23 protein-coding genes are annotated in these 24,300 nt (G+C 42.0%); 2 read left to right on the top strand and 21 right to left on the bottom strand.

Annotated elements, in window-relative coordinates:
• Positions 1–1,065 carry an efflux RND transporter periplasmic adaptor subunit gene (locus BLCOC_RS14380; protein ID WP_115622557.1) on the bottom strand — a complete coding sequence of 355 codons (1,065 nt, stop codon included), beginning with the start codon at positions 1,063–1,065 and terminating at the stop codon, positions 1–3.
• Between the two features lie 476 nt (positions 1,066–1,541).
• On the opposite strand from BLCOC_RS14380, the gene BLCOC_RS14375 reads away from it, so the two are divergent.
• Positions 1,542–2,717, top strand: coding sequence for an IS110 family RNA-guided transposase (locus tag BLCOC_RS14375; protein WP_115622538.1), 1,176 nt, complete (start codon positions 1,542–1,544; stop codon positions 2,715–2,717).
• A 152-nt stretch (positions 2,718–2,869) separates the two neighbouring features.
• On the opposite strand, the gene BLCOC_RS14370 is transcribed toward BLCOC_RS14375, so the two are convergent.
• From BLCOC_RS14370 to BLCOC_RS14310, 13 genes are all read right to left on the bottom strand, one after another.
• The gene (locus BLCOC_RS14370; RefSeq protein ID WP_115622556.1) at positions 2,870–3,181 is read right to left on the bottom strand and encodes a hypothetical protein; all 312 of its coding nucleotides are present in this window, start codon (positions 3,179–3,181) and stop codon (positions 2,870–2,872) included.
• A gap of 85 nt (positions 3,182–3,266) precedes the next feature.
• Positions 3,267–4,421 carry a sensor histidine kinase gene (locus BLCOC_RS14365; protein ID WP_115622555.1) on the bottom strand — a complete coding sequence of 385 codons (1,155 nt, stop codon included), beginning with the start codon at positions 4,419–4,421 and terminating at the stop codon, positions 3,267–3,269.
• Positions 4,418–5,104, bottom strand: coding sequence for a response regulator transcription factor (locus tag BLCOC_RS14360; protein ID WP_115622554.1), 687 nt, complete (start codon positions 5,102–5,104; stop codon positions 4,418–4,420). Before BLCOC_RS14360 ends, BLCOC_RS14365 begins: the two co-directional genes overlap by 4 nt.
• Positions 5,105–5,259: 155 nt before the next feature.
• Positions 5,260–5,829, bottom strand: a complete 570-nt coding sequence (locus BLCOC_RS14355; RefSeq protein WP_115622553.1) for a manganese efflux pump MntP — start codon at positions 5,827–5,829, stop codon at positions 5,260–5,262.
• 203 nt (positions 5,830–6,032) lie between these two features.
• On the bottom strand, positions 6,033–7,025 hold the full coding sequence (locus BLCOC_RS14350; protein ID WP_115622552.1) for an aldo/keto reductase: 993 nt from the start codon (positions 7,023–7,025) through the stop codon (positions 6,033–6,035).
• A gap of 173 nt (positions 7,026–7,198) precedes the next feature.
• Positions 7,199–8,509, bottom strand: a complete 1,311-nt coding sequence (locus BLCOC_RS14345) for a sensor histidine kinase (protein ID WP_115622551.1) — start codon at positions 8,507–8,509, stop codon at positions 7,199–7,201.
• The gene (locus tag BLCOC_RS14340) at positions 8,490–9,206 is read right to left on the bottom strand and encodes a response regulator transcription factor (RefSeq protein ID WP_029469027.1); all 717 of its coding nucleotides are present in this window, start codon (positions 9,204–9,206) and stop codon (positions 8,490–8,492) included. Before BLCOC_RS14340 ends, BLCOC_RS14345 begins: the two co-directional genes overlap by 20 nt.
• 232 nt (positions 9,207–9,438) lie before the next feature.
• Positions 9,439–9,822: a hypothetical protein gene (locus tag BLCOC_RS14335; RefSeq protein WP_115622550.1), complete on the bottom strand. Its 384-nt coding sequence runs from the start codon at positions 9,820–9,822 to the stop codon at positions 9,439–9,441.
• A 425-nt stretch (positions 9,823–10,247) separates the two neighbouring features.
• Positions 10,248–11,198: a putative ABC transporter permease gene (locus tag BLCOC_RS14330; RefSeq protein ID WP_115622549.1), complete on the bottom strand. Its 951-nt coding sequence runs from the start codon at positions 11,196–11,198 to the stop codon at positions 10,248–10,250.
• 107 nt (positions 11,199–11,305) lie between these two features.
• Positions 11,306–12,415 (bottom strand): aldo/keto reductase, encoded by a 1,110-nt coding sequence (locus tag BLCOC_RS14325; RefSeq protein WP_115622548.1) that lies wholly within the window; start codon positions 12,413–12,415, stop codon positions 11,306–11,308.
• Between the two features lie 105 nt (positions 12,416–12,520).
• Positions 12,521–13,090: a sugar O-acetyltransferase gene (locus BLCOC_RS14320; protein ID WP_115622547.1), complete on the bottom strand. Its 570-nt coding sequence runs from the start codon at positions 13,088–13,090 to the stop codon at positions 12,521–12,523.
• Positions 13,091–13,092: 2 nt separating this feature from the next.
• Positions 13,093–13,332 (bottom strand): hypothetical protein, encoded by a 240-nt coding sequence (locus BLCOC_RS14315; RefSeq protein WP_029469038.1) that lies wholly within the window; start codon positions 13,330–13,332, stop codon positions 13,093–13,095.
• A gap of 78 nt (positions 13,333–13,410) precedes the next feature.
• On the bottom strand, positions 13,411–14,289 hold the full coding sequence (locus BLCOC_RS14310) for a DUF3737 family protein (RefSeq protein ID WP_330412020.1): 879 nt from the start codon (positions 14,287–14,289) through the stop codon (positions 13,411–13,413).
• 258 nt (positions 14,290–14,547) lie between these two features.
• On the opposite strand from BLCOC_RS14310, the gene BLCOC_RS14305 reads away from it, so the two are divergent.
• Positions 14,548–15,471, top strand: a complete 924-nt coding sequence (locus tag BLCOC_RS14305) for a LysR family transcriptional regulator (RefSeq protein ID WP_115622545.1) — start codon at positions 14,548–14,550, stop codon at positions 15,469–15,471.
• On the opposite strand, the gene BLCOC_RS14300 is transcribed toward BLCOC_RS14305, so the two are convergent.
• The 7 genes from BLCOC_RS14300 to BLCOC_RS14270 all read right to left on the bottom strand — a co-directional run bounded on the left by BLCOC_RS14300 (position 15,427) and on the right by BLCOC_RS14270 (position 24,267).
• The gene (locus BLCOC_RS14300; RefSeq protein WP_029469041.1) at positions 15,427–16,218 is read right to left on the bottom strand and encodes a class I SAM-dependent methyltransferase; all 792 of its coding nucleotides are present in this window, start codon (positions 16,216–16,218) and stop codon (positions 15,427–15,429) included. The genes BLCOC_RS14305 and BLCOC_RS14300 overlap by 45 nt on opposite strands.
• Before the next feature lie 3 nt (positions 16,219–16,221).
• Entirely contained in the window at positions 16,222–16,812 is a 591-nt protein-coding gene (locus BLCOC_RS14295; protein WP_115622544.1) for a TetR/AcrR family transcriptional regulator, read from the bottom strand.
• Between the two features lie 300 nt (positions 16,813–17,112).
• Positions 17,113–18,390 (bottom strand): sensor histidine kinase, encoded by a 1,278-nt coding sequence (locus BLCOC_RS14290; RefSeq protein WP_115622543.1) that lies wholly within the window; start codon positions 18,388–18,390, stop codon positions 17,113–17,115.
• The gene (locus tag BLCOC_RS14285) at positions 18,390–19,073 is read right to left on the bottom strand and encodes a response regulator (RefSeq protein WP_115622542.1); all 684 of its coding nucleotides are present in this window, start codon (positions 19,071–19,073) and stop codon (positions 18,390–18,392) included. The genes BLCOC_RS14290 and BLCOC_RS14285 overlap by 1 nt, the downstream gene beginning before the upstream one ends.
• 76 nt (positions 19,074–19,149) lie before the next feature.
• Positions 19,150–21,507 carry a M13-type metalloendopeptidase gene (locus BLCOC_RS14280; RefSeq protein ID WP_115622541.1) on the bottom strand — a complete coding sequence of 786 codons (2,358 nt, stop codon included), beginning with the start codon at positions 21,505–21,507 and terminating at the stop codon, positions 19,150–19,152.
• Positions 21,508–21,685: 178 nt separating this feature from the next.
• Positions 21,686–23,773, bottom strand: a complete 2,088-nt coding sequence (locus tag BLCOC_RS14275; protein WP_115622540.1) for a hypothetical protein — start codon at positions 23,771–23,773, stop codon at positions 21,686–21,688.
• A gap of 116 nt (positions 23,774–23,889) precedes the next feature.
• On the bottom strand, positions 23,890–24,267 hold the full coding sequence (locus BLCOC_RS14270) for a hypothetical protein (protein WP_115622539.1): 378 nt from the start codon (positions 24,265–24,267) through the stop codon (positions 23,890–23,892).
• Between the last annotated feature and the right edge of the window lie 33 nt (positions 24,268–24,300).

The following is a 24,300-nucleotide window of genomic DNA, read 5'->3' as shown; positions in this document are numbered from 1 at the left end:
TTATTCCTTTACAATTACCACATCATTTTCTGAAAGTCCGCTCAACACTTCTGTCACACGTCCATCTGAAAAACCGGTGGTGATCTCTACTTCTTTCAATGTGTACGCCCCGGGCTCATTCTCCTTGGCATTCTTATCCTCAATACGAAGATTTACATATTGTTTTCCGTCTTTTAAAGTGATGGCTTTATTAGACAATATGAGAACATTTTCTTTTTGTTTGGAAATAATTGTAGCGCTTGCCGCCATACCCTCTAAAAGACCAAGTTCATTTGGCTCCAGTTCTATAGAAGCCGAGTACATACCTTCATTTGGTGTCAGCGTTTTGGAAATTATCTTTCCCTTTACTTCCTGATTCGGGAAGATTTCAGCCACAACGCGGACATCCTGCCCTGCCTCTACTTCATTGATATCTGCCGGTTCAATCTCTGCTTTTAACAGCATTTTTGTCAAGTCTCCGATTTCTGCGACAGCTTTATCCGGAACGATTTTTTCACCTTTTAGATAAGGGGCTGCCAATATCACTCCATCCATCTCTGCATAAAGAACCGGTTCCTCCAATAAGGCTTTGGTCTGATCCAGTTTTTTCTTTGTTGTATCATAAAGGCTTTGAGCCTTATCAATGGCTGCCTGAAGCGATTTAAGCTGTATAGAATTTACCTGGCCTTGTAAGTTTGCGCTTTCCTGTTCTGTCTGTATTTCTTTTTCTCTTGCACTGTTCAGTGCTTCCATTGACTTAATCACCTCATTCAACTGCTCGCGAATACCCTTTGCACTTTCCACCGCTTCACGAATACGGGCAGCTTCCCCGCTTGCAGCGGCAGCTTCGTCTCTGATTCCCTGCAGATGGCTGACTTCTGTTCTGGCTTTGTCTACTTCTGCCTGTAATGCATTAAACTGTTCGGAATCATCTCCGGTATACTGGTTTTTTGCAGCGACAGCAGCCTCCAGATCAGAATTTGCAGCCGACAGATCCCTTTCTGCCGCTTCCAGTGCTGCCGCTGCGTTATCTGCGTTGAGTCTTGCCTCTTCCGGTGTAATATCAGGAGCATTTAACTCTGTCAACTTTTCTTCCAGTGACGAAGCCTGATCACTATACTGACGATAACTGCTCTCATACGCGTTTTGGCTTGCGCTGCTTCTTTCTTTTTGCTCTTTTTCTGTCTGCAGTGTCTGGAGTGTTTTTGCATTGATGGCTTCCTGCAGTGCAGCATAGGCGTTGTCTGCTTCTGACTGCAGTTCTTCAATGACCTTTAAAACGCCTTCTTTTGAAATCTCAGCAATGGCATCTCCTACTATTATATAAAGTCATAGTCTTTCTTTACCTTTTCTACAGGTTTGACTATGCTATTTTAAGATACTGTGGATTGGTTATCACCTCCTACCACTTGATGGTTTAAAAAAGGCTCCAACCACAGTCTCTTTGTTTATTTGTTAATCAGTTAGTTACCGCATGACGGTTTATCAAGAAGTAGGTTACGATTGCAAGGAGCCCTGTGGATCTTAAGACAGTATCAATACTTTATATCAGGAGGTCCTATATGATTTACGTAGGAATTGATGTCGCAAAAGATAAGCATGATTGCTTTATCACAAACTCTGATGGCGAAGTCCTTTTCAAGGCTTTTACCATCAAAAACAATCTCGATGGGTTCGACGAGCTTTATCAGAAAATAGAATCCGTTATGGAAGATGCTTCTAAAGTAAAAGTAGGCCTAGAAGCCACTGGACACTATAGTTACAATCTTCTCGGATATCTGCTTGATAAAGGTCTGGCCACCTTTGTTATCAACCCGTTACATACTAATCTGTACAGAAAAAGTCTAAGCCTTAGACAGACGAAAACGGATAAAGTTGATGCCCATACAATTGCTTCTATGCTAATGTCTGACGTGAACTTAAAGTCCTACTCAGACACATCGTATCACAACGAAGAGCTTAAGTCACTTACTCGCTATCGTTTTGATAAAGTTAAAGAACGCGCGAAGCTTAAAACATCTATATCCCGTCTTGTATGTATCCTTTTCCCTGAGTTAGAAAAGCTTGTTCCAACACTTCATCAGAATTCTGTTTATGAGTTACTCTACGAATTTCCTGGTGCAAAACAGGTAGCTAATGCACATCTCACAAGACTTTCAAATCTTCTTGAAACCGCATCTAAAGGCCACTACACAAAAGAAACCTCTATCGCTTTTAGAGAGGCTGCAAGAACCTCTATCGGTTCAAATATGCCAGCTAAATCGCTTGAATTAAAGCACACCATTAAGCTCATTAGAGAGCTAGATTCTGAAATCGAAGAGATTGAAAACGAGATTAAAGTCATCATGGATGAAATCAATTCTCCAATCCTTAGCATTCCTGGAATCAGCTATCGAATGGGTGCCATGATTATTGCTGAAATAGGTGACTTTAGCCAATTCGACTCTCCAGATAAGATCCTTGCTTATGCAGGAATGTCGCCTTCTACCTATCAATCCGGCCAGTTAGATAACTGTTATGCCAGAATGGAAAAACGTGGTTCTAGATACCTTAGATATGCTCTGTTTAATGCAACCGCATATGTTTGTCTATGGGATCCAACCTACAAGGCTTATCTTGCCAAGAAACGAGCTGAAGGCAAGCATTACTATGTTGCAATGTCTCACGCGACCAAGAAACTAGTTCGGCTAATTTATCATCTCGAACGCACTGGACAGCAATACCAAAAAGCAATCTAATTCTTCCAACATCATATCTTCTTGTCAGAGCATCATACTCGATGCTCTATTTGTCATGCAATTTTCAAGGTACTGATTGCGATGAATAAGTCATCGCCACTATACTCAAAACATCTCTGTTTTTGAAACTATTTATTGACTTTCTTTAATAGTTAGTCTTTTTTTACCATGTCCCCGGCATTGACATTGTATTTTTCAAAAATCAGGTCACTTGTAAATGTCTGGGGAGTTCGTTTGGCTTCCAGTTTACCACTGCCTTCCACACCTACTGTGATATTCCCGCGTGTGACAATGTACTCTCTTTCTCTGGATAGAAGTGCTGCCTCATCTTTTCCGGGTCTTCCCAGCAAATATACAGCCAAAATAACCCCGCCCACTGTCATTCCGACGATTGGTATGATCCATTTTTTCTTGGTTTTGATGATTTCCGTGAAATTAGCAAACAAGGTTTTTATATTACCCATGTCTCATCCTCTCTTTCCTGATTTCTCATTTAGAATACCAAATGCCAGGTTAAGATGAGGTTAAGAGTAAAAAAGTAAGGAAAAATTATTCTGCTTTAGGAAGCGTGATCATAAAACAGCTCCCTCCATTGTCACAAGCCTGATAACAGATCGTTCCCCCATGTTGTTCCACAATATCCTTCGTGATCGCAAGTCCAAGCCCTGCGCCTCCAATCTCACGGGAGCGGGATGTATCAACGCGATAAAAAGGTTCAAAAATGTGTACGGCTTTCTCCGGCGGAATTCCTATCCCAGAATCACGGACTATGATCTGGCATTGGTCTGATCTGTTTTTTACCTGAACCTTGATAAATCCGCCGTTCTTATTATATTTGATGGCATTTTCAATCAGATTCGATATAGCCTGCTTCAAAATGACCGCGTTTGCCAGTACAAGACACTCCTGTGTGTCCACAGTAAGGGTCAAGGCTTTTTCATCCAGAAAGATATCCAGTTCCTGTGCTGTTTCCCGAACCAGTCCGCTTATCTCTATCACATCCTCCACCTTGTATCGGTTCATGGATGACATGGCAAAAAGGTCTTCTACAAGGGCAGTCATTCGATTTGCCTGCTTTTTTATGACTGCCAGTGTGTTTTGATACTGTTCCTTCGTTGGGTCTGCATTCATATAAAAGACATCCAGGTTGGTGTTGATCACGGTAAGCGGAGTTTCCAGTTCATGGGCTGCATCGGAGGTGAATCTTTTTTCCCTTTGAAAAGCAGCCTCCAAACGTTTCAGCATGAGATTAAAAGACTCTGACAACGTTTGGAGTTCATCGTTGGTCTCCAACTTGGGCAGTTGTGTGGACAGCTCTTTTTCTGTGATCTTTTCAATCCGCATACTTAACTCTTTGATTGGGCGGAGTGCATAACCCGATAAGAAATATACAAGGAGAGACCCCGCCAGAACAGCAATGGCCATGGAGAAATAGCTGGCTGCCGTAAATCCGTCCGCTCCATTTTTAAGGGTCACATCAGGCATTGTTTGCTCCGTTCCTGAGTTATAAGCATAATTTGGTGAATCCACCCCAAAATCCTGTACGCCCGGAATAGTCATATCGCGGTAGGTATCAAGAACAGGGCCAACGATATATCTGTTGGCATTATATACAGATGAAAAAGTAAGCACCATACAAAAAGCAGATAAAATGAATGCTGTGATCAATGTCACCCGCAAACGCAGTGAAATTTTTCTGATCATAAGCCGGATGTCCCCTCCTTTCCGATGATATAGCCGCTTCCGCGTACTGTCGTGATCATTTCCATACCACAGTTTTCTGTTAATTTCTTACGAAGGTTGCTCATATGTACCTTCACAGAGGATGTAAAGTAATTGGCATCACTGTGCCATACATGCTCGATCAACTCTTCCGAACTGATGACTTTTCCCATATGCATCATTAAATACTCTAAGATCAAATACTCTTTTGGTGCCAATTCCAGTTTTTCATCACCGGCTGTTACACTTTTGGCTCTCGTATCCACTGTTAAAATATCAAACTTTAAACTCGTATCCCTCTGGATAAAACTTCGCCTTAAAAGAGACCGGACACGCGCTTCAAGCTCTGCAAAGGCAAATGGTTTTGAAAGGTAGTCATTTGCTCCAAAATCCAGTCCCGTTACTTTATCCTCCACAGAAGAGCGGGCAGAAAGAATAAGAATACGCTGCTCCTTATCTTCCGCTCTTATTGCTTTTAATATCTCAATCCCATCCATTGACGGAAGGTTTAAATCCAAAATGATCAGATCATATTTATTGATACAGGCCAGTTCGTATCCCTCGCTTCCGTCTGTCGCATATTCTGTTATATATCCAAGCTGAGAAAACCCCGCCGCCAGGGTACTCACCAAATCCGGTTCATCTTCAATGATCAGTAGTTTCATAGTTCATCACCTCATTTTCATAATTATTATAACTATAACATACAGAAGGTTAAGTTATGGTAAAAGTTTCTGCGGTATGAAATCCTTTCATGCAGTGTAATTCTTCTGTAAATAAATAACAGACTGTATTCTTTTTACGGAATACAATCTGTTGTTTATTTGCAGAATACTAAAAGACCAAGATGTTCCAATAAGATTTTTATTCCCATAATAACCAGGATAATGCCGCCCGCCAATTCCGCTTTACTTCTATACTTTTCGCCGAACCGGTTGCCCAGCCATACACCCATGGCAGAAAGAAGGAATGTGATAGAACCGATCAGCAGAACCGCAGGGAGGATAGAAACCTCCAAAAATGCAAAGGTAATACCTGCGGCCAGGGCATCAATACTGTCTGCTATGGCAAGCGGGAGCATTACTTTGGCAGAGAAAGAGTTATTCATGGGTTTACATTGTTCCCTGGATTCTCTTATCATACTAAATCCAATGATACACAGCAATGCAAATGAAATCCAATGGTCGATCTGTTCAATCCAGAATCGGAAACCCGTGCCCAGCACATAGCCAAGCAGCGGCATCAATGCCTGCGCACCGCCAAACCAAAGACCAACGATCACCAGATGCTTTTTCTCCAGTTTCTCTACGGACAGACCTTTGCAGATCGCAATAGCAAAAGCGTCCATGGAAAGCCCTACCGAGATGACAAACAATTCCCACAGTTCCATACACATACCTCCATTAAGCTGATTTTATGCTTGGCTGCAGGTATAAAAAAAGACAAGCCTTACCCGCCCAAGCAGATAAGTCTCGTCAATTAAGGCGATACCAGGAACATGTCCAGTATGTTGGCATCTCCACGTCAATGCGCTGACTACTCCCTTATTTCTTATATACTTTATCAGAAGTTATGCCAAATTTCAACAGAAATTTAAGAAATTTTGTTTTGAGCCATAACTCCCACCAGATTGTGGGGAGAATAAGCTTCTTCCAGATATCTTATCTCCTCTTCCTTAAGTCCGATGTCCACGGCTGCTGCTGCTCCTTCAATATGAGAAAATCTGGTTGCGCCAACTACCGGTGATGTTACTTTTGTCAGAAGCCACGCCAGTGAGACTTCTGTCATGGATATACCGTGTTTTTCGGCAAGCTCAGACACCCGGTTTATGATAACCTCATCCTGCTCTTTTGAGGCATCATATTTCAACCGCGCATAGTTATCCTCCTTTAGTCTCTTAGAAGTCTCATCAGTACGTTTGGAGAGTCTTCCTCCCGCCAGGGCACTGTAAGGAGTCAGCGCGATATTTTCTTCCCTGCAGTAAGGGATCATTTCCCGTTCTTCTTCGCGGAAAATCAGATTATAATGTCCCTGAACAGAAATAAATTTTGCAAAGCCTTCTCTCTCTGCCAGCGCGTTAGCCTTGGCGAGCTGCCATGCAAAGCAGTTGGAGATTCCAATATAACGTGCTTTTCCTGCCTTCACAACGCGGTTCAGACCGTCCATGATCTCATAGAGAGGTGTCTGATGATCCCACATATGGTAAATATAAAGATCTACATGATCTGTTCCTAAGTTGGTAAGACTGAGGTTTATCATGTTTTCGATGTACTGTTGTCCGGTAATACCTGCTGCAGCCGTCTCCTTTGGTCTGGGAAGAAATTTAGTGGCGATCATTACATCCTCTCTTTTGGCAAAATCCCGTAAAGCTTTTCCCACATACTGTTCACTTGTTCCACTCTGATAAGCAATGGCAGTATCGAAGAAATTCACTCCCAGCTCCAATCCTCTCTTTATGATCTCTCTGGAATGTTCTTCGTCCAGGGTCCAGGAATGTTGTCCCCTTTTGGCATCCCCAAGTCCCATACATCCCATACAGATACGGGATACCTGTAAATCAGAGTTTCCTAATTTTGTATATTTCATATAAACACTTCCTTTGCCAATGATTTTAATGCAGGGCTTACACGCGGAAAATACTTTTTTCGGCATACAAAACTGTAGTTTATGTATACGTTATTTTATAATTCTAGCATCTTTCAGTCATCCGGTGAATATCTCTTTAGTTCAGTATGTATGAACTCAGAGTTAATACTATTTTATAAACAAGGAAACAGCAGCACTAACCGGAACTGCTTTTCCTCTTCTTGAACAATAGATTTTCCACCCATTTTCTTCATCATATTATTTATATTCTGTATTCCAATCCCAGTGCTTTCTGGCTTTTTTTCTGACCTCAGAATACTGTTTTTGACAGAAAAACCGACCATATGCTCTTCCTGAACGGAAGAAATCTCGACCGGTGCTGACGGATCGGCATACTTCACAATATTAGAAGTCACATTGTCTAAAATCCGCATCACATAATCGGTTGAAATCTGTACAACACTATCCACCCAGTCCACATGGAATACAACCTGAAAACCTTTCTGCTCAAGAAAGCTGCATGTCTCTGAAAACAAATCGTAAAACAAAACTTCATACTGCTCCGGTTCTTCCAGTTCTATCTCGCCCTCTCCTGCGATCAAAGAGTATTCAAAAAGATGGTCTGTCAACTGCTTCATGCGATGAGCTTTCAGGTCAATCTTATCCAGATATTCTTTAAACTGTACCTCACTCTTATACTTCCCCTTCTTCAAAATTTCCGTATAAAGCATAATAGAGGTTACTGGAGTCCGCAGGTCATGGGACATCTCCGTAACAATTCTCTGATTTTTCCGCACCATCTCGGCTTCCTGCTGTATCAGGCTGATAAAAGAAAGACGCATGCTGTCCAGTCCTTCTGCCAGTTCAGATAATTCGTCCTTTCCCTTTACCGTAATCTTATAATCCAAACTACCGCTCTCTAAAATTTCAATCTCATCTCTTAGTTTTCTAATATAATCCATTTTCCGACGAACGCCTAAAAGGACAAACAGAAGAAACAGGACAAAAGAAAGTATTATCTCGCCTATCATAACATAATTATAAAACTGATAGATATATGCGCCTGTTATGATGACTTCCGCCGTACCATCAGAAAATTGTACCATATAGGAGTCCTCCCATGCATAGTCTTCCGCTTCAATCTCTTCCTCCCATATTTCCTGCCCCGGATATTCTGAATTGAATACCTGTATTCCATCTTTATACACTCGGATGAATAATAACTGCTGCTCTTTTACCCACGCATTCATCTTACTGGTATCTCTGGTTGAGAGTTCTTGTTGCTGAACATATTCCTGAAGCTTTACCACATATCTTTGATTCTTCTTTTCAACGTAATTTGTCTCTTCCACATAGTAGTCAGTTAAGTATTGTCCCACAATATCCAGAATACAAAAAATGGCCAGTGCTGCAACTGCTGATACGATCAAAAGACGCAGTAACTGTGTATAAATGGAATTTCTTCTACTCATTTTCTGCGTCAAACTTATACCCCTTTCCCCATATGGTTTTGATGTATTTCGGGTATTTCGGATCCTTCTCTATTTTTACCCGGAGTTTCCGGATATGCACCATGACTGTGCTGTTGCAGGAATAAAAATAGGGTTCTTCCCACACACTTTCATAGAGGTTCTGTGCAGAAAATATTTTTCTCGGATGCTGCATCATTAGCAAAAGGATATGGTATTCAATATCCGACATTTCTTTTTCCATACCATCGACATACACCTCATTAAAAATCTCATGTATTTTAATACCGCCATTTTCCAAATATGGCTCTTCTTTACTCGTTTCCGGTGCTTTTCTTCCCATATATACATTGTACCGGCGCAGTAATGCTTTTACCCTTCCCAGAAGCTCCGCATATGAAAAAGGCTTCGGCAGATAATCATCGCCCCCCGCCATCAGTCCTATTAATTTATCAGACTCCTGCGCTTTTGCGGTAAGAAAGAGTACCGGAACATTAGAAAACCTCCTGATTTCTTCGCAGGTCCGCAGTCCTGACAAACCAGGCATCATTACGTCAAGAATAACCAAATCCGTATTTTCATCTAAAAGTTCCAGCCCCTGTCTGCCATTCTCCGCTTCTGTAACGTTATAATTTTCGCTTTCTAATAAAATACGGACGCCTTCCCGGATATCCGCATCATCTTCCACAAGCAGTACACATTCTTTACTCATATACCGTACTTCCTCTCCTACTATAAAAGTGCTCCATTACCATCTGGATTATATGTCCTAAAAAGTCAGATTCTATTTTCACGTATTCCCGGCAGTTTTTTATAAAACCGGGAATCCCTTTTCACAGACACACCGTATCCCTCTGATCCCAGCCCCAATAACAGGATAACAAATTCTGCCACTCCCGTAAATATAATTAATGGACCGCACGTTTCCATGTGGCCCATTATGCTTAATTATTCTTTTTGTCTTTTGTTGTCGAACCAGTTTCATTGGATTTCTGTACTGTGTTGTTTTTCTTTGTTGAATTCTTTGTGTCAGAATTTTTATCTGTTCCATCTGGCACCTTTGTATCATCTGTCTTATTCTGATCCACTTCCGTCTTATTCTGTGGTTTTTCAATGTCTGCATCATCCTTTTTCTCTGTCTGGGAAGATGATTTCTCATTTGTATTTTTATTTGTAGACTGCTCAGTTTGTGTTTTCGGCGCTTTTGTATCTGATTTCTTATCCTTTCCACCACAGGCTACCAGACCTATTGCCATTACGCCAATCATACAAAATACAAGTCCTTTCTTTAAAAATCCTTTCCATGTCTTATTGTGAATATTATTCATGGCTAGACTCCTCTCTAAATTGTGGCAAATAGATTACTTGCCATCATGATTTTCCCTATTGGGATTCTACTATGTACTACCTTTTTCTGTCGATAATTTCTCTGCCAGACAAACAAATTCACTGGCGTTCTCCTTTTATCTCCTTTCCGCAAATTTCAAAAGCTGTTCCTTTTGATAAGTTCATTATTGCAGTAATATCTTATCTGTTTCTAAATGAATTCTAAACAAATCTAAACACTTAGGCAGATTTATCATTAATTAAAATAAATCATTCAACAGAAAATTAAAAACATATTCTTGCAGTCAGCATATAAAAAGAGCGTCTGGAATGGTTGAAAATTCCAGATGCTCTTTTTATCCGATATATATTTCTTTTTATTCATTACATGCCCGGTAGAATTTTTCTTGTGTCAGTGCTGTTTTATTTATCTGACGCGATATAAGTTTTTCCGGTCTTCCAGATACTTTTTCTTCTCTTGAATCGCCTTTTGCAGTTCCTCTATCTCTTCTTTGTCCGCAGTATCCTCTTCCAGACGTAAAATCAGTTGGTCTTGTTTGTCTATAATTTCCTCTTGTATTTGGGAAGGTGTTACTTTCATCAACTCAAAACTATAGGTTACCTCCTGCTTAATACGATCCAGGTTATTGGCAGTTTCTTGCTGAATTCGTTCCATCTCCTCTTTGATCTCCCGCATTCTCTGATTGATACGGTCAGTTCGGTAAATGACATCCGGATATGCATCTGCAATTCGCCTGTAAAGAATCGATTTATTACTCATGAGAAGCTTGATTTCTTTGCTTATACTCTCCGTATTATCAGCTTCACTATTTTCTACGCTGCTTTTAACAAACTTCATGACAAAATGTGATGTCAGATAATCTGCGGACATAACAAATACAATCAAACTTGAAAGTGCATAGAGACTTCTCTCTGGAATTCGATCGAACAAGGAATACATGATCGGATTAATTACCTCGATCACCAATGTACCTCCGATTCCAAACAGGAATAAATTTCCGATCCAAATACGTCCATGAAGATTCATTGGTTTTGTACTATAATCCCACCATCTGGCATGAAACTTCTTTTCCAGATAATAACTGACTGCATATTCCAAAATCCCGCAGCCAATAAAGGAAATACTGAAGGTTGTTCCAACAGATGACTCCATACCGGATAATATACTTACCATTACCGTGATGAATACGATACCGGAGCCATAAATTGGACAATAGGGACCTATCAAAAATCCTCGATTTATAAAATGATGGTATTGTATGTACTTAAGAAATACTTCCATACACCAACCTAATACTGAAAATACAAAAAATAATAAAACTAAGTAACAGATTTGCTGCAAATATAAATGACCCATTATCAAGCTTCTCCTTCTCTTTTAATGTATGGCAGGTGTTTGCGAACAGTCAGATTGAATACATTATATCACATTTGATGGGAGAAGAGAGTATTTTTTCAGCAAGCTTACTGTGATGTGTCCATCATACTTTGCATGACAGCAGGGATATCTATTTTCTGAGGACAGTGTTCCATGCATTGGCCACATTGCAGGCAGTCTTTTGGGCCATGCTGCAGATTAGAAATCTCCGCAATTCTCCAAAGCTCCCCGCTGACTTTTTGTTCATTATATCCTTTTATCAAAAGCGGAATATCAAGTTTGGCCGGACAGTATTCACAGCAATACCGGCATCCGGAACATGGAACACCTAAATCATCCATAAACACGGCTTTTGCTGATCTTAATATATTATATTCTTTCTCATTCAGTGGATCACAGTGTCCAAACGTCTTTACATTATCCTGTACTTGAGTGATCGAGGCCATGCCGCTTAATACTGTCTGGACATTGGGAAGTCCCATCAGAAAACGAAATGCCCACGAAGAAAGTGAACGGTCCGGCGCTGCTGTTTTTAATATGTCTGCGGCTTTTTGATTAAGAGTTGATAATCGTCCACCCTTTAAAGGCTCCATAACCCATATGGGGATATGATGCTCTGTCAAGATCTCGTACTGCATTTTGGCGTCCAACAGATCCCAGTCCAGATAATTCAGTTGGATCAGCGCCATATCAAATTTATCATGCCATGTCAGAAATCTGGTGAGAGTTTCAGGGGCGGCATGGGAGGAAAAACCATAATACCGAATCCGCCCGGCCTTTTTCTGTTTTTCCAGGAAGCCGATATAATCTCTTCCTTTGTCCATGAAAGCGTCAATAGAATTTTCATCCACACCATGCAGGAGATAAAAATCCAAATAGTCAGTTTTAAGCCTCTTTAATTGTTCTTCAAATACACATTCAATGTCAGGATTTGCGGCTACATAAAATTTTGAGGCGAGATAATAACTGTCTCTTGGATATTTTTTTAAAGCCTCTCCGAGAAAGCGTTCAGAATCTCCATTATGATAGGTGTAAGCTGTGTCAATATAGTTGATTCCGCATTCCAGCGCGTGATCGAGCACCTTCTGTGCCTTTTGTCGATCGATGATGTTCGGTTCATTGCATTTTGCAGGTAATCTTAATGAGCCGATTCCCAGGGCAGATATCTCATATTCATGAAATTTTTTATAATACATAAGATACTCCTCTCCTTGTGGAAATTCATAAAGTCCAGGTCACATCTTTCTTTAATGATATTATATTTCTTTTTCTTATCAATATCAAATACCCACTTTTTCCGCTTATGCAGGGATTGTCTTAATCACTTTGGCTGGCACACCTCCTGCGACTGTATTTTCCGGTACATCTTTGGTCACGACTGCGCCGGCTGCAATGACTGCGCCGTCACCAATGACAACACCCGGCAGGATCACTGCATTGGCTCCGATCCAGACATTTCTGCCGATATGGATGGGGGCAGGAATGAGATCCTGCCTATGTGCAGGATCCAGATTGTGATTCAAAGTGGCAAGGACTACATTGTGACCAATCTGCGCACCGTCTCCTATGGTGATTCCTCCCTGATCCTGAAATTTACATCCGGAATTGAGGAATACATGTTTTCCTATTGTAAGGTTTTTTCCACAGTCTGTATAAAAAGGCGGAAACAGACAGAATGTCTCATCTATGGGTTTACCGGTCAGCTTTTCCATAAGCCCCCGGATTTCCTCCGGGGTATGATAGCCGCCATTTAATTCTGACGTCAGCCGTAATGCCTCCTGGGAAAGCATATGCATACATTCACGTGCTTCTGCAACAGTGGTTATGAGCTGCCCGCTTTTCATTGCTTCTATAAATTCATTTATTTCCATCCTTATACTTCTTTCTTTATTTGTTTTTTTATCTGGTATACTAAATAATCCAGACAATAAATCTTCATCTCTTCCTTATGCACAACCTCTATTAATTCTTTTCTGTGCTTTTCCAACAATACAAGCTGTTCCTTTTTCCTGTTTCCATCAAAGTATAAAAGAAAATCTTTAATGGTATCCGGACTGCACCCCGCATCTTTTAAGTTTTGTACTACTGCTTCTCTGGATTCCAAATACATCATTTACTTCACGGCATCCTCCTGTATTCTTTTGTTCTTCCCACATTATAACTTTCGGCATGGGCAGGCTGCGCATGGTCATTAAGCACCTATTGGATTTTCATTTCGTTTATCTGCGTTTTTATCTTCTATGATACTTCCCTTTGCGTCTTTATCATCCATGATCATACTGCCTACAGACGGAACACGGATAGATCCGGAACGCGGGTTTTTAATACTGTCAACTGGTGTTAAGATTGTTGCCTCTACATCAGATTTCTCAAAAGCCAGGTCAGTATCTGTCATTTCGCAGTCGATCAGTCTCAGATTCCGGCAGTAACAGAAAGGCTGTGTGCCAGTGATCTTGCAGTTTATCAGTGTCAGGTCATCTGAGTACCATGCAAGGTATTCCCCTTTTATGACACTGTCCTTTACCGTTACATTTTTCGCATGCCAGAAGGCATCCTTTGTATCAAATCGGCATCGGTCAAAAAATGCATCTTCAATATACTGGAAGGAATATTTTCCTTTTAATGTCACCTGTGAAAAATCCAGATTTTGAGCGCGCATGAAAAAATACTCGCCTTCCGCGCTGCTTTTACGCATTACTGTACTTTTTGCAGACCAGCCAAATTCCGGGGAAATAATATGGCATCCTTCTATGGAAACATCGCTGCATTCTCTGAGTGCCTTTATACCGTGCAGTTTAGAATCTGTGATTGTAATATGATCGGAATACCACAGGGCTGCTCTGGAAAGCTCTGTCAGTTCGGTATGGTCGATTTTTAGTCCGTGATCATGCCAGAATGGATACCGCAGATTCCAGAAACAATTTTCCACTTTAATGTTGCTGCATTCTTTTAATGCACTTTCCCCATCTTCCGATCCATCGAAGTTACAATTCCTTACCAGAATATCATTACTTCCATAAAGCGCCCGTTCCATATCAAATGTCTGGTTTTCAATCACTTTCATCATCATTTTCTCCTATCCTTTTTATTTGCTTATTTGCAGGCCTTTTACATACTTTCTTACAGGATACAAATACATCGTTTCCCTTTAAAAACAGTATAAATCCAGATATCAAAAATAACAAATACTTATATTTGATTCGTTTGTATAATTGAAACCTATTGTATTTTGTGATAAACTACAGTTAAATAATTTCTAAACATGGATCCATTGAACTGTAAATGTCCAATAGATATAGATATGAATTCTATCCAAGGAGGTATCCAAATGGAATTACGAGTTCTCCAATATTTTCTTGCGGTCGCAAGAGAACAAAGTATCATACGTGCCGCGGAATCCCTTCATCTTTCCCAGCCCACACTTTCCACCCAGATCAAGAATGTGGAGGAAGAACTGGGCAAACAGTTATTGATCCGCGGTACTAAAGGATCGCGGAAGGTTACGCTGACAGAAGAAGGAATGATTTTACGGAAGCGTGCGGAAGAGATTCTTGAACTGGTAAAGAAAGCAGAAAAGGAAATCACATTTGCCAATGATATTGTAATGGGAGATATTTATATCGGAACCGGAGAGACTGATGCAGTGCACATTCTGGCAAAAGCGGCAAAAAGTTTGCAGAACACCTGTCCCGGAATCCGATATCATATTTCCAGCGGGAATTCCACCTTCGTAAAGGAACATCTAGATAAAGGTCTGCTGGATTTTGGTATTGTGTTCGGCTCCGTAGATCTGACAAAATATAACGCGCTGAAAATACCCGTTAAGGATGTATGGGGTGTTCTGATGCGGAAGGATTCGCCGCTTGCGGCAAAAGAGAAGATTTCTCCGGAAGACTTATGGGACAAGCCTCTTATCATATCCCAACAGGAAGACAAAGGCGGTGCACTGACTCAATGGCTGAAGCGTCAGGTATCGGATCTGAACGTAGCTGCAACCTATAACCTGATTTTTAATGCTTCGCTGTTGGTAGAGGAAGGCCTGGGATATGCCATTGGTTTTGACAAAATCATCAATACAACCGGAACCAGCAGTCTCTGTTTCAGGCCGCTGGTTCCGAAGCTGGAAGAAGAAATAAGTATTATCTGGAAAAAATACCAGATGTTTTCTAAACCCGCTGAAAAATTTATTGAGATATTGAAGGAAAATTTATTTCCTGAATATGTCGATGGCATGACTGGTAATGCCCAATAAATCTTGGCGTTCACAAGTAGCCAAGTGATATTTCAAATATAGTTCAAAGGTGCTGCTGTCCATTGCGTCCACTGCCTCACGCAAAAATAAGGCGCAGCCATCTGCGGCAACGTAATGCAGTCGCGTTACGGGGAAAACTGACATTAAATCATCAATATCTTCTTTGCGCACAAGCTCAAATAGATCCCTTGGCTCAGATTTGGCAGCAAAGGTCACAGAATCAAGCAGGCCCTTTTTTATATATTCAGCAACACAGATATTGCCGCGTTTGAAGCCTTCGTCAAGGAGACAACCATCAGATATAACATACGCAGCAAAAATTACACCGCCCTGTTTTGTTACACGAATTGCCTCACGCAATGCCCGGCGTTTATCTTCTATACTATAGAGGTGGTATAACGGCCCCAGCAGCAGCGTTATGTCATACGCGTTATCAGGAAAAGCAGATAAATCTAACGCGTTGCCCTGGGTTATGGTTATTTTTTCATCTGCTTGTATATTTTTACGGAAAATCTCTATATTGTGTTCTACTAATTCCAGCGCGTCAACGATGTATCCCTGACGCGCCAGTGCATGAGAATAACGGCCCGTACCGGCACCGGCTTCAAATACACGGTCGCCGGGTTTTATATACTTTTCTATGTAATGCATAGTGGTAAGAAACTCAACAGATCCGTGCCTTAATGCCAGCCGTCTGTCCTCATCATAATTATTATAAAAATCGATCAAATATTGATTTGTTTTCATATTCTACCTCATACATGGATCCCAATCAGGTTTTTCTTGTCTTATCAAAGCAGATAATGTATTCATCACCATTTTTTCAGCAGTATTTCTATTGAACGTTAATTTTTTTGTTACTGTCAGGACTGCTATGCCATGGGTATAGAGAAATAGATCGAGAAATATTTTTTTTGCGTGCTCTAACTCTATACCTATGGTCTCTGAAAATAATATTGCTCTTCTTTCATTATCAATCTCTTTATAAAAATCATTTGCCTCTGTCATTTTTAAGTCCATATCATTTACAAATAGTAATTTGAATAAATAGGTTTCTTTTTGAGCGAATGCAATGTACGAAAGAGGAAGGATCAAATAAGGACTGACATCTTCAGAATTACTATAATCGGTGACAAACTGTTCGTAGAATTTATATGCGACAGCAAGAAATTCATTTTTTAATTCGTCCATGTTTGCATAACAAGTAAAAATCGGCCGGGTTGAACACTGTAATTTATGCGCAATACTCCGGGCATTTACAGTTTCAAATCCTGTTTCTCTTGTGATTTCCAGAACAATGTTTAAAATCATTTCTTTTGTTATTTTAGGCTTAGGCGGCATATAAATCTATCACTTCCTTTAAAAAAAATATTAGGTTACATACGTTATGTAACTATTGTTGCATATTAAATCTAGTGTGTCAAGTTCTTTATTTCCCGTATAAGCTATATTTTCGTAATTTTTATAAATACTTTCATGGTCTGCCGCCGCTTTTGTCAATCCCTCTCCATTGGATCCGTTAAGAAATCTGCCTGTATGATTCCCCGCCCCGGATAAAAAAATATGACATTCGCACCAGTATATAGATCATAAGTGCAGATGTCATATTTCTTTCAGATTTTCTTGTCCGGGCAAAAGGATTTAAGCTGTTGGACTTAAGCTGAGGTCCAACAAAATGGTAAAGGCAGCCCCTTTTCCCGGTTCACTTTCTATTTTAATCTCCCCTTTATGTTTCTCTGTGATCATTTTAACCACTGCCAGACCCAGCCCGGAACCAGGGATTTTCTGGGATCTGGACTGGTCTGCCCTGTAGAATGGTTCGTAGATATGCGGCAGTGCATCCGCCCCGATGCCAATTCCATTATCTTTAATTCGGATACACGCTTTTCCATTTTCTTTTTTCAGAGTGATCAGGACTTTTCCACCTGGAAGGTTATATTTGACCGCGTTTTCTATCAGATTATAGAAGGCGCGGTAAAGAAGATCCGGGCTGCCTTTTGTAAACATGGGGGTGTCATTTTGAAAATGCACTTCCACTTCTGCAGCGCTGGCCTTGAGCGACAGCTCCTGTACAGCCTGTTCCAATAAAGAAGATAATTCCACCTCTTGTTGCACAGGAACTTCAGCCAGATTTGCAAGTGCCAAAAGACCCTCCACTGTTTTTATAATACGGTTCAGGGATTTGTCTGTGTCGTCCATGAACTCCCGGTAATCCTCAACCTTAGGGGCAGGCATCATCTCAAGTACCTGGAGAGATGATTTTATGACCGCAAGGGGTGTCTTTAATTCATGCGCGGCGTTTGCGGCAAAACTCTTCTGGATCAGGAATGCCTCCTCTAAGCGCTCCAGCATATCATTATAAGCTTCATTCAGAACCAAAACCTCGCCCTGTGCTCCCGTAGAGTCTACTCTGTGATCCAGATTATAATCACCGGTTGTCTGGACCGAATGGATCAGCCGCTTTAACGGGCGGAGCATCTTTCCCACTGCCCAATATGTGGCGGCCAGTGCGAATAATACGATCACCACCATGAACACAACGGACTGGCGCGAAAACCTTGAAGACACATCCTGGTATGTCATGTCTGGATCGTATCCCATATCAGCGCTGTATTCAGAGTCTGAGCCGTATTGGGGGTCTGATGCGGAATACGGGTCTGAGCTGTAACCCGGGTTTGTACCGGATTCCATATCTGAGTCATGCGTTATATCAGAATCATATGCCACAGGTGGTGTGGTGTCAGAAACATAAGTTTCACGTTCTATAAGCCCTGCTTCCAACAGGGAATCATAATAGTTATGGGCAGAGAACAGGGAATTGGCAGTCAGAAGAAGGCATGCGGTCAGTAAGATCAGGCCTACAATGCCTGTGATCTGCAGTTGGAGCGTGTTTTTTTTCCATATGGTCACTTTTTTCATCAGACACTATCCTCTCTGCTCTGCAGACGGTATCCCAGTCCCCGCTGGGTTACGATATATCCCTCTGCTCCTGCGGCGTCCAGCTTTTTCCGAAGGGAATGGATATGGAAACGGAAGGAATTGGAGAACAGGTCTGCCTCGCTGTCCCATGCATGCTCGATCAGCTCTTCAGCACTTGTCATTTTATCTCTGTGTACGAACAGATATTCCAGCAATGCATATTCCTTTCGGGTAAGTTCCACCTCTTTATCGCTGCACCATACCTGTTTTGCCGCGGTATCCATCTTGAGGCATCCGCAGTTTTGAATACTGCTTCTTGTGGTAAAGTTCCGCCTTAAAAGGCAGCGTATACGTGCTTCCAGCTCTTTGAATTCAAAAGGTTTGGTGAGATAATCATTGCTTCCGCTGTCCAGGCCGCTGATCTTATCTTCCAGAGAATTCCGGGCTGACAGGATCAGCACACGGAATTCCTCATCTTTTTTTCGTATCTGCCGGAGAACTTCCATTCCATCCAGCTTTGGGAGGTTTAAATCCAGAACCATGAGATCATATTCATTCAGCTCATAAAGATACAGTGCCTCCTCTCCATCATAGGCGCAGTCAATGGCATAACCCAGTATCTCAAGACCTTTTGCTATGGATTTTGAGAGCATTTCCTCGTCTTCCACTACTAATAATTTCATCTCTATACACCTCCTGTCTGTTTATCAGTGTATCGAATTCACATCGCACTGTCAACAGCACAGACTTTTACTTTGATCACCAGATTTGTATGCGGTCTTCCGGCGCTGTATACATGCCGTCTCCTTCACTGATCCCATAGGTGTCATAAAATTCCTGAAAGTTGGAGAGCACAAGATTACAGCGCAGTTTGTTGGGGGCATGGGTATCTGTCTGGGCCAATTCCACCAGTGTATCGTAGTCTGCCACCTTTGCCCACTGATTGGCAAAGCTGCGGAAAAACGCGTCATAATCGGGATTCTCCATAGTGGAAAGGATTTCGAGACCGCAGGCGATCCCTCCGATATCTGCAATATTTTCGCTCAGATTTTCTTTGCTGTCTGCCACAGCTCCCGGCACGGCTTCGTGTCCTTCATAGAAATCTTCTGCTTTTTTACAAAGCTTTTGAAAATGACTGTAATCCTCCTTTGTCCACCAGTCTCTTAAATTTCCTCTGGCATCGTACTGGGCTCCGCCGTCATCAAACATATGGGTGATTTCATGGGCAATGGTGCTGCCAATGGCCCCGAGATTTTGTTCAAAAGATGCATTCTTGTCGTAAAAGGGGGCCTGCAGGATACCTGCCGGAAATATAAGTGTATTTGTATTCCGATTAGCTGCCGCGTTCACTGTGTATGCAGCCAGGGCGAATCTGCGGGGATCTGCGGGCTGTTCCAGCTTTTTAAGCTGCTGTTTCCACTTGTCTGCTTCAGATGCCGCCACATTTTTAAAATAACTGCCGCCTTTGTCCGGCCCTGCGATCTCTGCCATATTAAACTCCCATTCATCGGGATAACCAATCAATACAGTGAGGGAATCCAATTTTTTCAGCGATTCCTTTTTGGTTTCCTCTGACATCCAATCCAGACGTTTTACACGGTTTTTAAAGGTTTCAATCATCAGTGCTGTCATCTCTTGGATTTCTGTTTTGGATTCGGCGTTAAAGAAGCGGTCCGTATATAACTTTCCAAGCTCTTCCGAAAGGAAATTTTGTACAGCAGTGTCTGCGGTTCCCGCATCTATATTATTCCCGAATTTTTCTGCCAGATCCGTGCTGAGATAAGAACTGTATCCGCTGATCAGAGCAACCTTTTCCAAGGATTTCAGTAACGCCAAATTCTCCTCGGTAAACCATTTCAAATACTCTTCAAACTGCAGTTCATCAAATACTGCCATTTTTATATTCGGTTTTATGCCCATTGCAGTCAATAATTCAGCAGCCTTTGCCTGAGGTTCTTTTTTGCTCAGCATATCCGTTGTATAGTAATTCTGCGCTTTTATCTTTCCTGAGTCATCCGGCTCATCCATATGAGCGGCCAGATTTTTTTCCAGTTCCATTATACTTTCCGCATGACGCTTGGCATCTGTCTGACTCTCACCGGCGGCCAGCAGATGTTCCGTAAGTGTGTTCCGATATTCCTTATAGGCGTCTGATTCCGGATCTTTATAATCTTCTTTTTGCAGTCCCGCCATTGGCGTCATTAGCTGCAGGATCATTTTCGTGCTGTCTTTCATATCTGTGACTGGAAATCCGGAAAACAGTCCATTAGCAAAAATTCCAAGTTCCTCAACAGCCCGGCCGATCGCCGCGTTTAATTCAGAAATGGATTTTGCGTTCTCCACTTGATCCAGATATTTTTTGAGGGGATTTATCCCTTCCTGTTCCCGTGTTTCTTTATCTTCGTAACTCTGATAAAAGTCACGTATCTTCTGCTGGGGACTTCCCTGGGGATATTCCTCCCCGCTGTTCACGATCTCCATGATCAGATCTTTTAGCTGTTTATCTGTATTTGCCGAGACGGTTGCCGATCCTCCTGCCGATTCCTGGTCCTTTGGTATCTCCAGCGTATTTAACAGATTTTGGTTTACAGCAGTATAGAAATCATCTTTCAGATCACTGCCGAGAAATGTGTAGAATCTGGCGGCGATCATCCGAGCATCTTTCATGGAAACAGGATGATCTCTGTTTTCCAGGTCAGAGTCTGTCAGGATTCCTCCTCCGATCAGATTTTCCAGTGCATTTTTCGCCCACTGGGGAGCACCTGAGATATCGGGAGCCGGTGGCGCCGTTAATTTGGCGTATTTGCCGGGTTTTTGCAGTGTGCCGAAGGCCCGGCTTGCCATAACAAGCATCTGGAGTCTTGTGGCTTTTTCTGACTCTTTGAAGCCGTCTATGATATCAACCCGATTTACAGAATCGTGATAATCTTCTGCTGCCTTTAAAAAATAATCTGCAAGCGCTCCTGCTGTGGCACTCCCCGTCTGGCTGCTGTCTTTGGATTTTTCTGTCTGTGTCTTCTGGTCTGTATAACTGCCGCCGGCCGGGGCGCTGCATCCGCCCAGTATTGCTGCCGCTGTAAGGATTGCCATAATCTGCTTAAATTTTATGTTTTTCATAATATGATATTCTCCTTTATGAAGTACCCGGGTTTGCGTTACGACCGGTTTCTGGAGTTATCATATCATTTTGTATGTTAGATTATTGTTAGTTTTTCCGTAAATAAACGGCAGTCAGAGTTATATGCCATGCATACCTCTGACTGCCGTTTACATTTTATTCAACAAAAACTGTTAATTAACGACTTTTAAATCTGCGCTCCTTATTTCCGGCCAAAAGAAGCATTGCGCTTCCAAGGCACACTGCCAGCCAGAATCCCACAGAAGACTCATCCCCTGTTTTGGGTGATTTGGCAGTGTCTTTTTTGGCAGTAGTTTTACCCGGTTCCGCAGATTTTTTCTCCAGACCTTTAATGGCATTTTCTATTGCCTCAGCCATCCGGTCTACTTTTTCCTGCTGTGTGATATCAAGCCCTTCCACTACGCTGTCCAGAGCTTTCTGCAGTTCGTCAACAGATTTTTTTGTATAAAGACTCAGATCGTTTGGAACCTTTTTCCTGGCTTCCTCCACCTTAGTGTAATCCGCAGATTTGAGCTTCAGACCATCCACAGCTTTGTTGAGGTTTTCAGCCAGAATATGTATTTCATCACTTCTAGAGATATCCCACTTTTCTGCTGCGGGCTGTCTGGACGCATCAAGTGCTTCCTGTAATGCCTTGACAGATTCCGGGGTATAGATACTTAAATCCTTTGGTACTCTGCTCTGGGCTTTCTCCAGCTCAGTATAATCTCCGGGAATAAAACGGAGGCTGTCCACAGCCTTGTTCAAGTTATCGGCAAGTGCCTGCATTTCGTCTCGTTTTGACATATTCCACTGTTCATCTATGGGCTGTTTGGACGCTTCAAGTGCTTCCTGCAATGCTTTGACAGATTCCGGGGTATAGAGGCTTAAATCCTTGGGCACCCGGTTCTGTGCCTCTATAAGTTCTGTATAATCTCCATCTCTGTATTCTAAATTATCCAGGGCTATGATAAGGGTTCTTACATAATCATCTACCCAAGACTGGTTATTTTGTGTCACTGTTTTCATATTAGGAACTAAAGAGAGGACCTTGTCGACTTCAGACCAACTGTCATCCGTGTAGATGGTAAAATCATTGGGAACTTTAGTATTCAGCAATTCGTCCAGATAGGTAAAGTCTGCAAGTATCATCTCGATATCCGCCAGGACCGTTAAGTCTTCATTTACATTGATTTTTATCGGGCTTCCATCCGGTGAAGTCCCTGCAGTCTGACTCTTTCCTTCCGCCCGAAAAGCGGTAACTTTAGATGTACCGATCACGTTCTGGTTTGACTCAACTGACAGTTTTACTTCACTTCCCTTTTCGTAATAGGAAATATCATTCTTAGTGACTACTTTTGATGGATCTGAAGGTGTTACTGTAACCTTGAGCTTAAGAATATCATGAGATATTGTATGCCAGTTACCCTGCCTCAGCTTCACGGAAGTGATCTCACATTCTCCGTCAGGCAGTGTAAAGCTGACCTCATAATTATTGCCGTCATACTTTTCAAGTGACGGTTCACCCTGTGAAAGCAAATATGTATCCGTTTTGCTAGTCCAACCACCCGAATTTTTTGTCGCTGTTACAATAATTTCTTCCACAAACGTCAGCTCCGAAAATTTCATTTTAAGCGTTACGGTACTGCCTGCATTTGCACTGGACGGAATCTCGATCATATTCTTGATATCATCGGGAAGGCTGTCTGCGACTTTAATACTGCGGGTAACAGGGTCCAGGATCGTGAAAGTTTTAGAATTATATGAGGCTGAATATTCATCCGTAGCTCCGTACCGGACATCGTAATTACCTGCCTTCAAGCCGGTGATCTCCGCTGAACCGGCAGGAACTTCTATCCATTGCTGGGTTCCATTGAGCTTGTACTCATAAGTTCTTTCCGTATCCAGGCCTGCAAATTTTCCGTCAGCTTCACCTGCTGTACTGGGAGAAACAATGACCAGGAATTTTGGCCAGTCACCCTGTTGCTTTTTTGTACGGTCAGCTTCTATTCGGTAGTGTACCGTTGCTGACTTATCTGAGGAGACAACGGTCAGATCAATGGTGTTTGCGCCAAAGGAAAGGGGTTCTGTATAGGTATGGACCTGGCCATTGATCGTGGCAAACTCGTCAGTAGTCTGCGCAATAAAGGTATCCTTGCTGCTGCTGGATTTCGTACTATAGTAAAATGGATCCGATTCGGTACCTGTACCGGACCAGGTGAAAGTGTACGCTAAGTTTATCTGTATGTTGGTGTTTGAAGTCACCGGATAGGAGGCTGCAGCCTGAACTGCGGGAACCGCGGCTGTTGCCGTTTCAGGAGCCGGCTGTTCCTTTTTCTCCTCTGTGTTTTCAGGACTGCTGACAGCCGGGGAAGGACTGGTTATCTGTTCCTCAGATTTTCTTGGGGGGGGGTAATTTCATTTGTGTTTGAAATGTCGTTCCCCACAGCCGTTGTCTCGTCCTCACCGGTGCTTACATCTTCTTTTCCTGCAGACGGGTCTTCGGAATCCTTGTCCTCCGGGTTTTCTGTCTCATCTGTCTTTGTGTCGGTGGCAGGAGTTTCTGTAATATCCTCTTTGGGTGTCAGATCGTCTTTTCCCTGATCCCCAGACTTTTGAGTCTCTTCGGATGGTGCTGTCTTTTCGTCCAGCACTATTTGTTCGTCTGCCAAAACTGTCATGACAGAACTCACGCACAAAAGCAGCGCCAGAAAAATAGATGTAACACGTCTCCTTACTCTCTTTCTTTTTTGTTCCATACCTATATTCCTCCTACTATTATATAAAGTCAT

It is taken from the genome of Blautia coccoides, from assembly GCF_034355335.1.
In the GTDB taxonomy this organism is placed as follows: domain Bacteria; phylum Bacillota; class Clostridia; order Lachnospirales; family Lachnospiraceae; genus Blautia; species Blautia producta.
The sequence above is the reverse complement of the archived record's forward strand: the minus strand, read 5'-3'. Positions and strand labels throughout refer to the sequence as shown.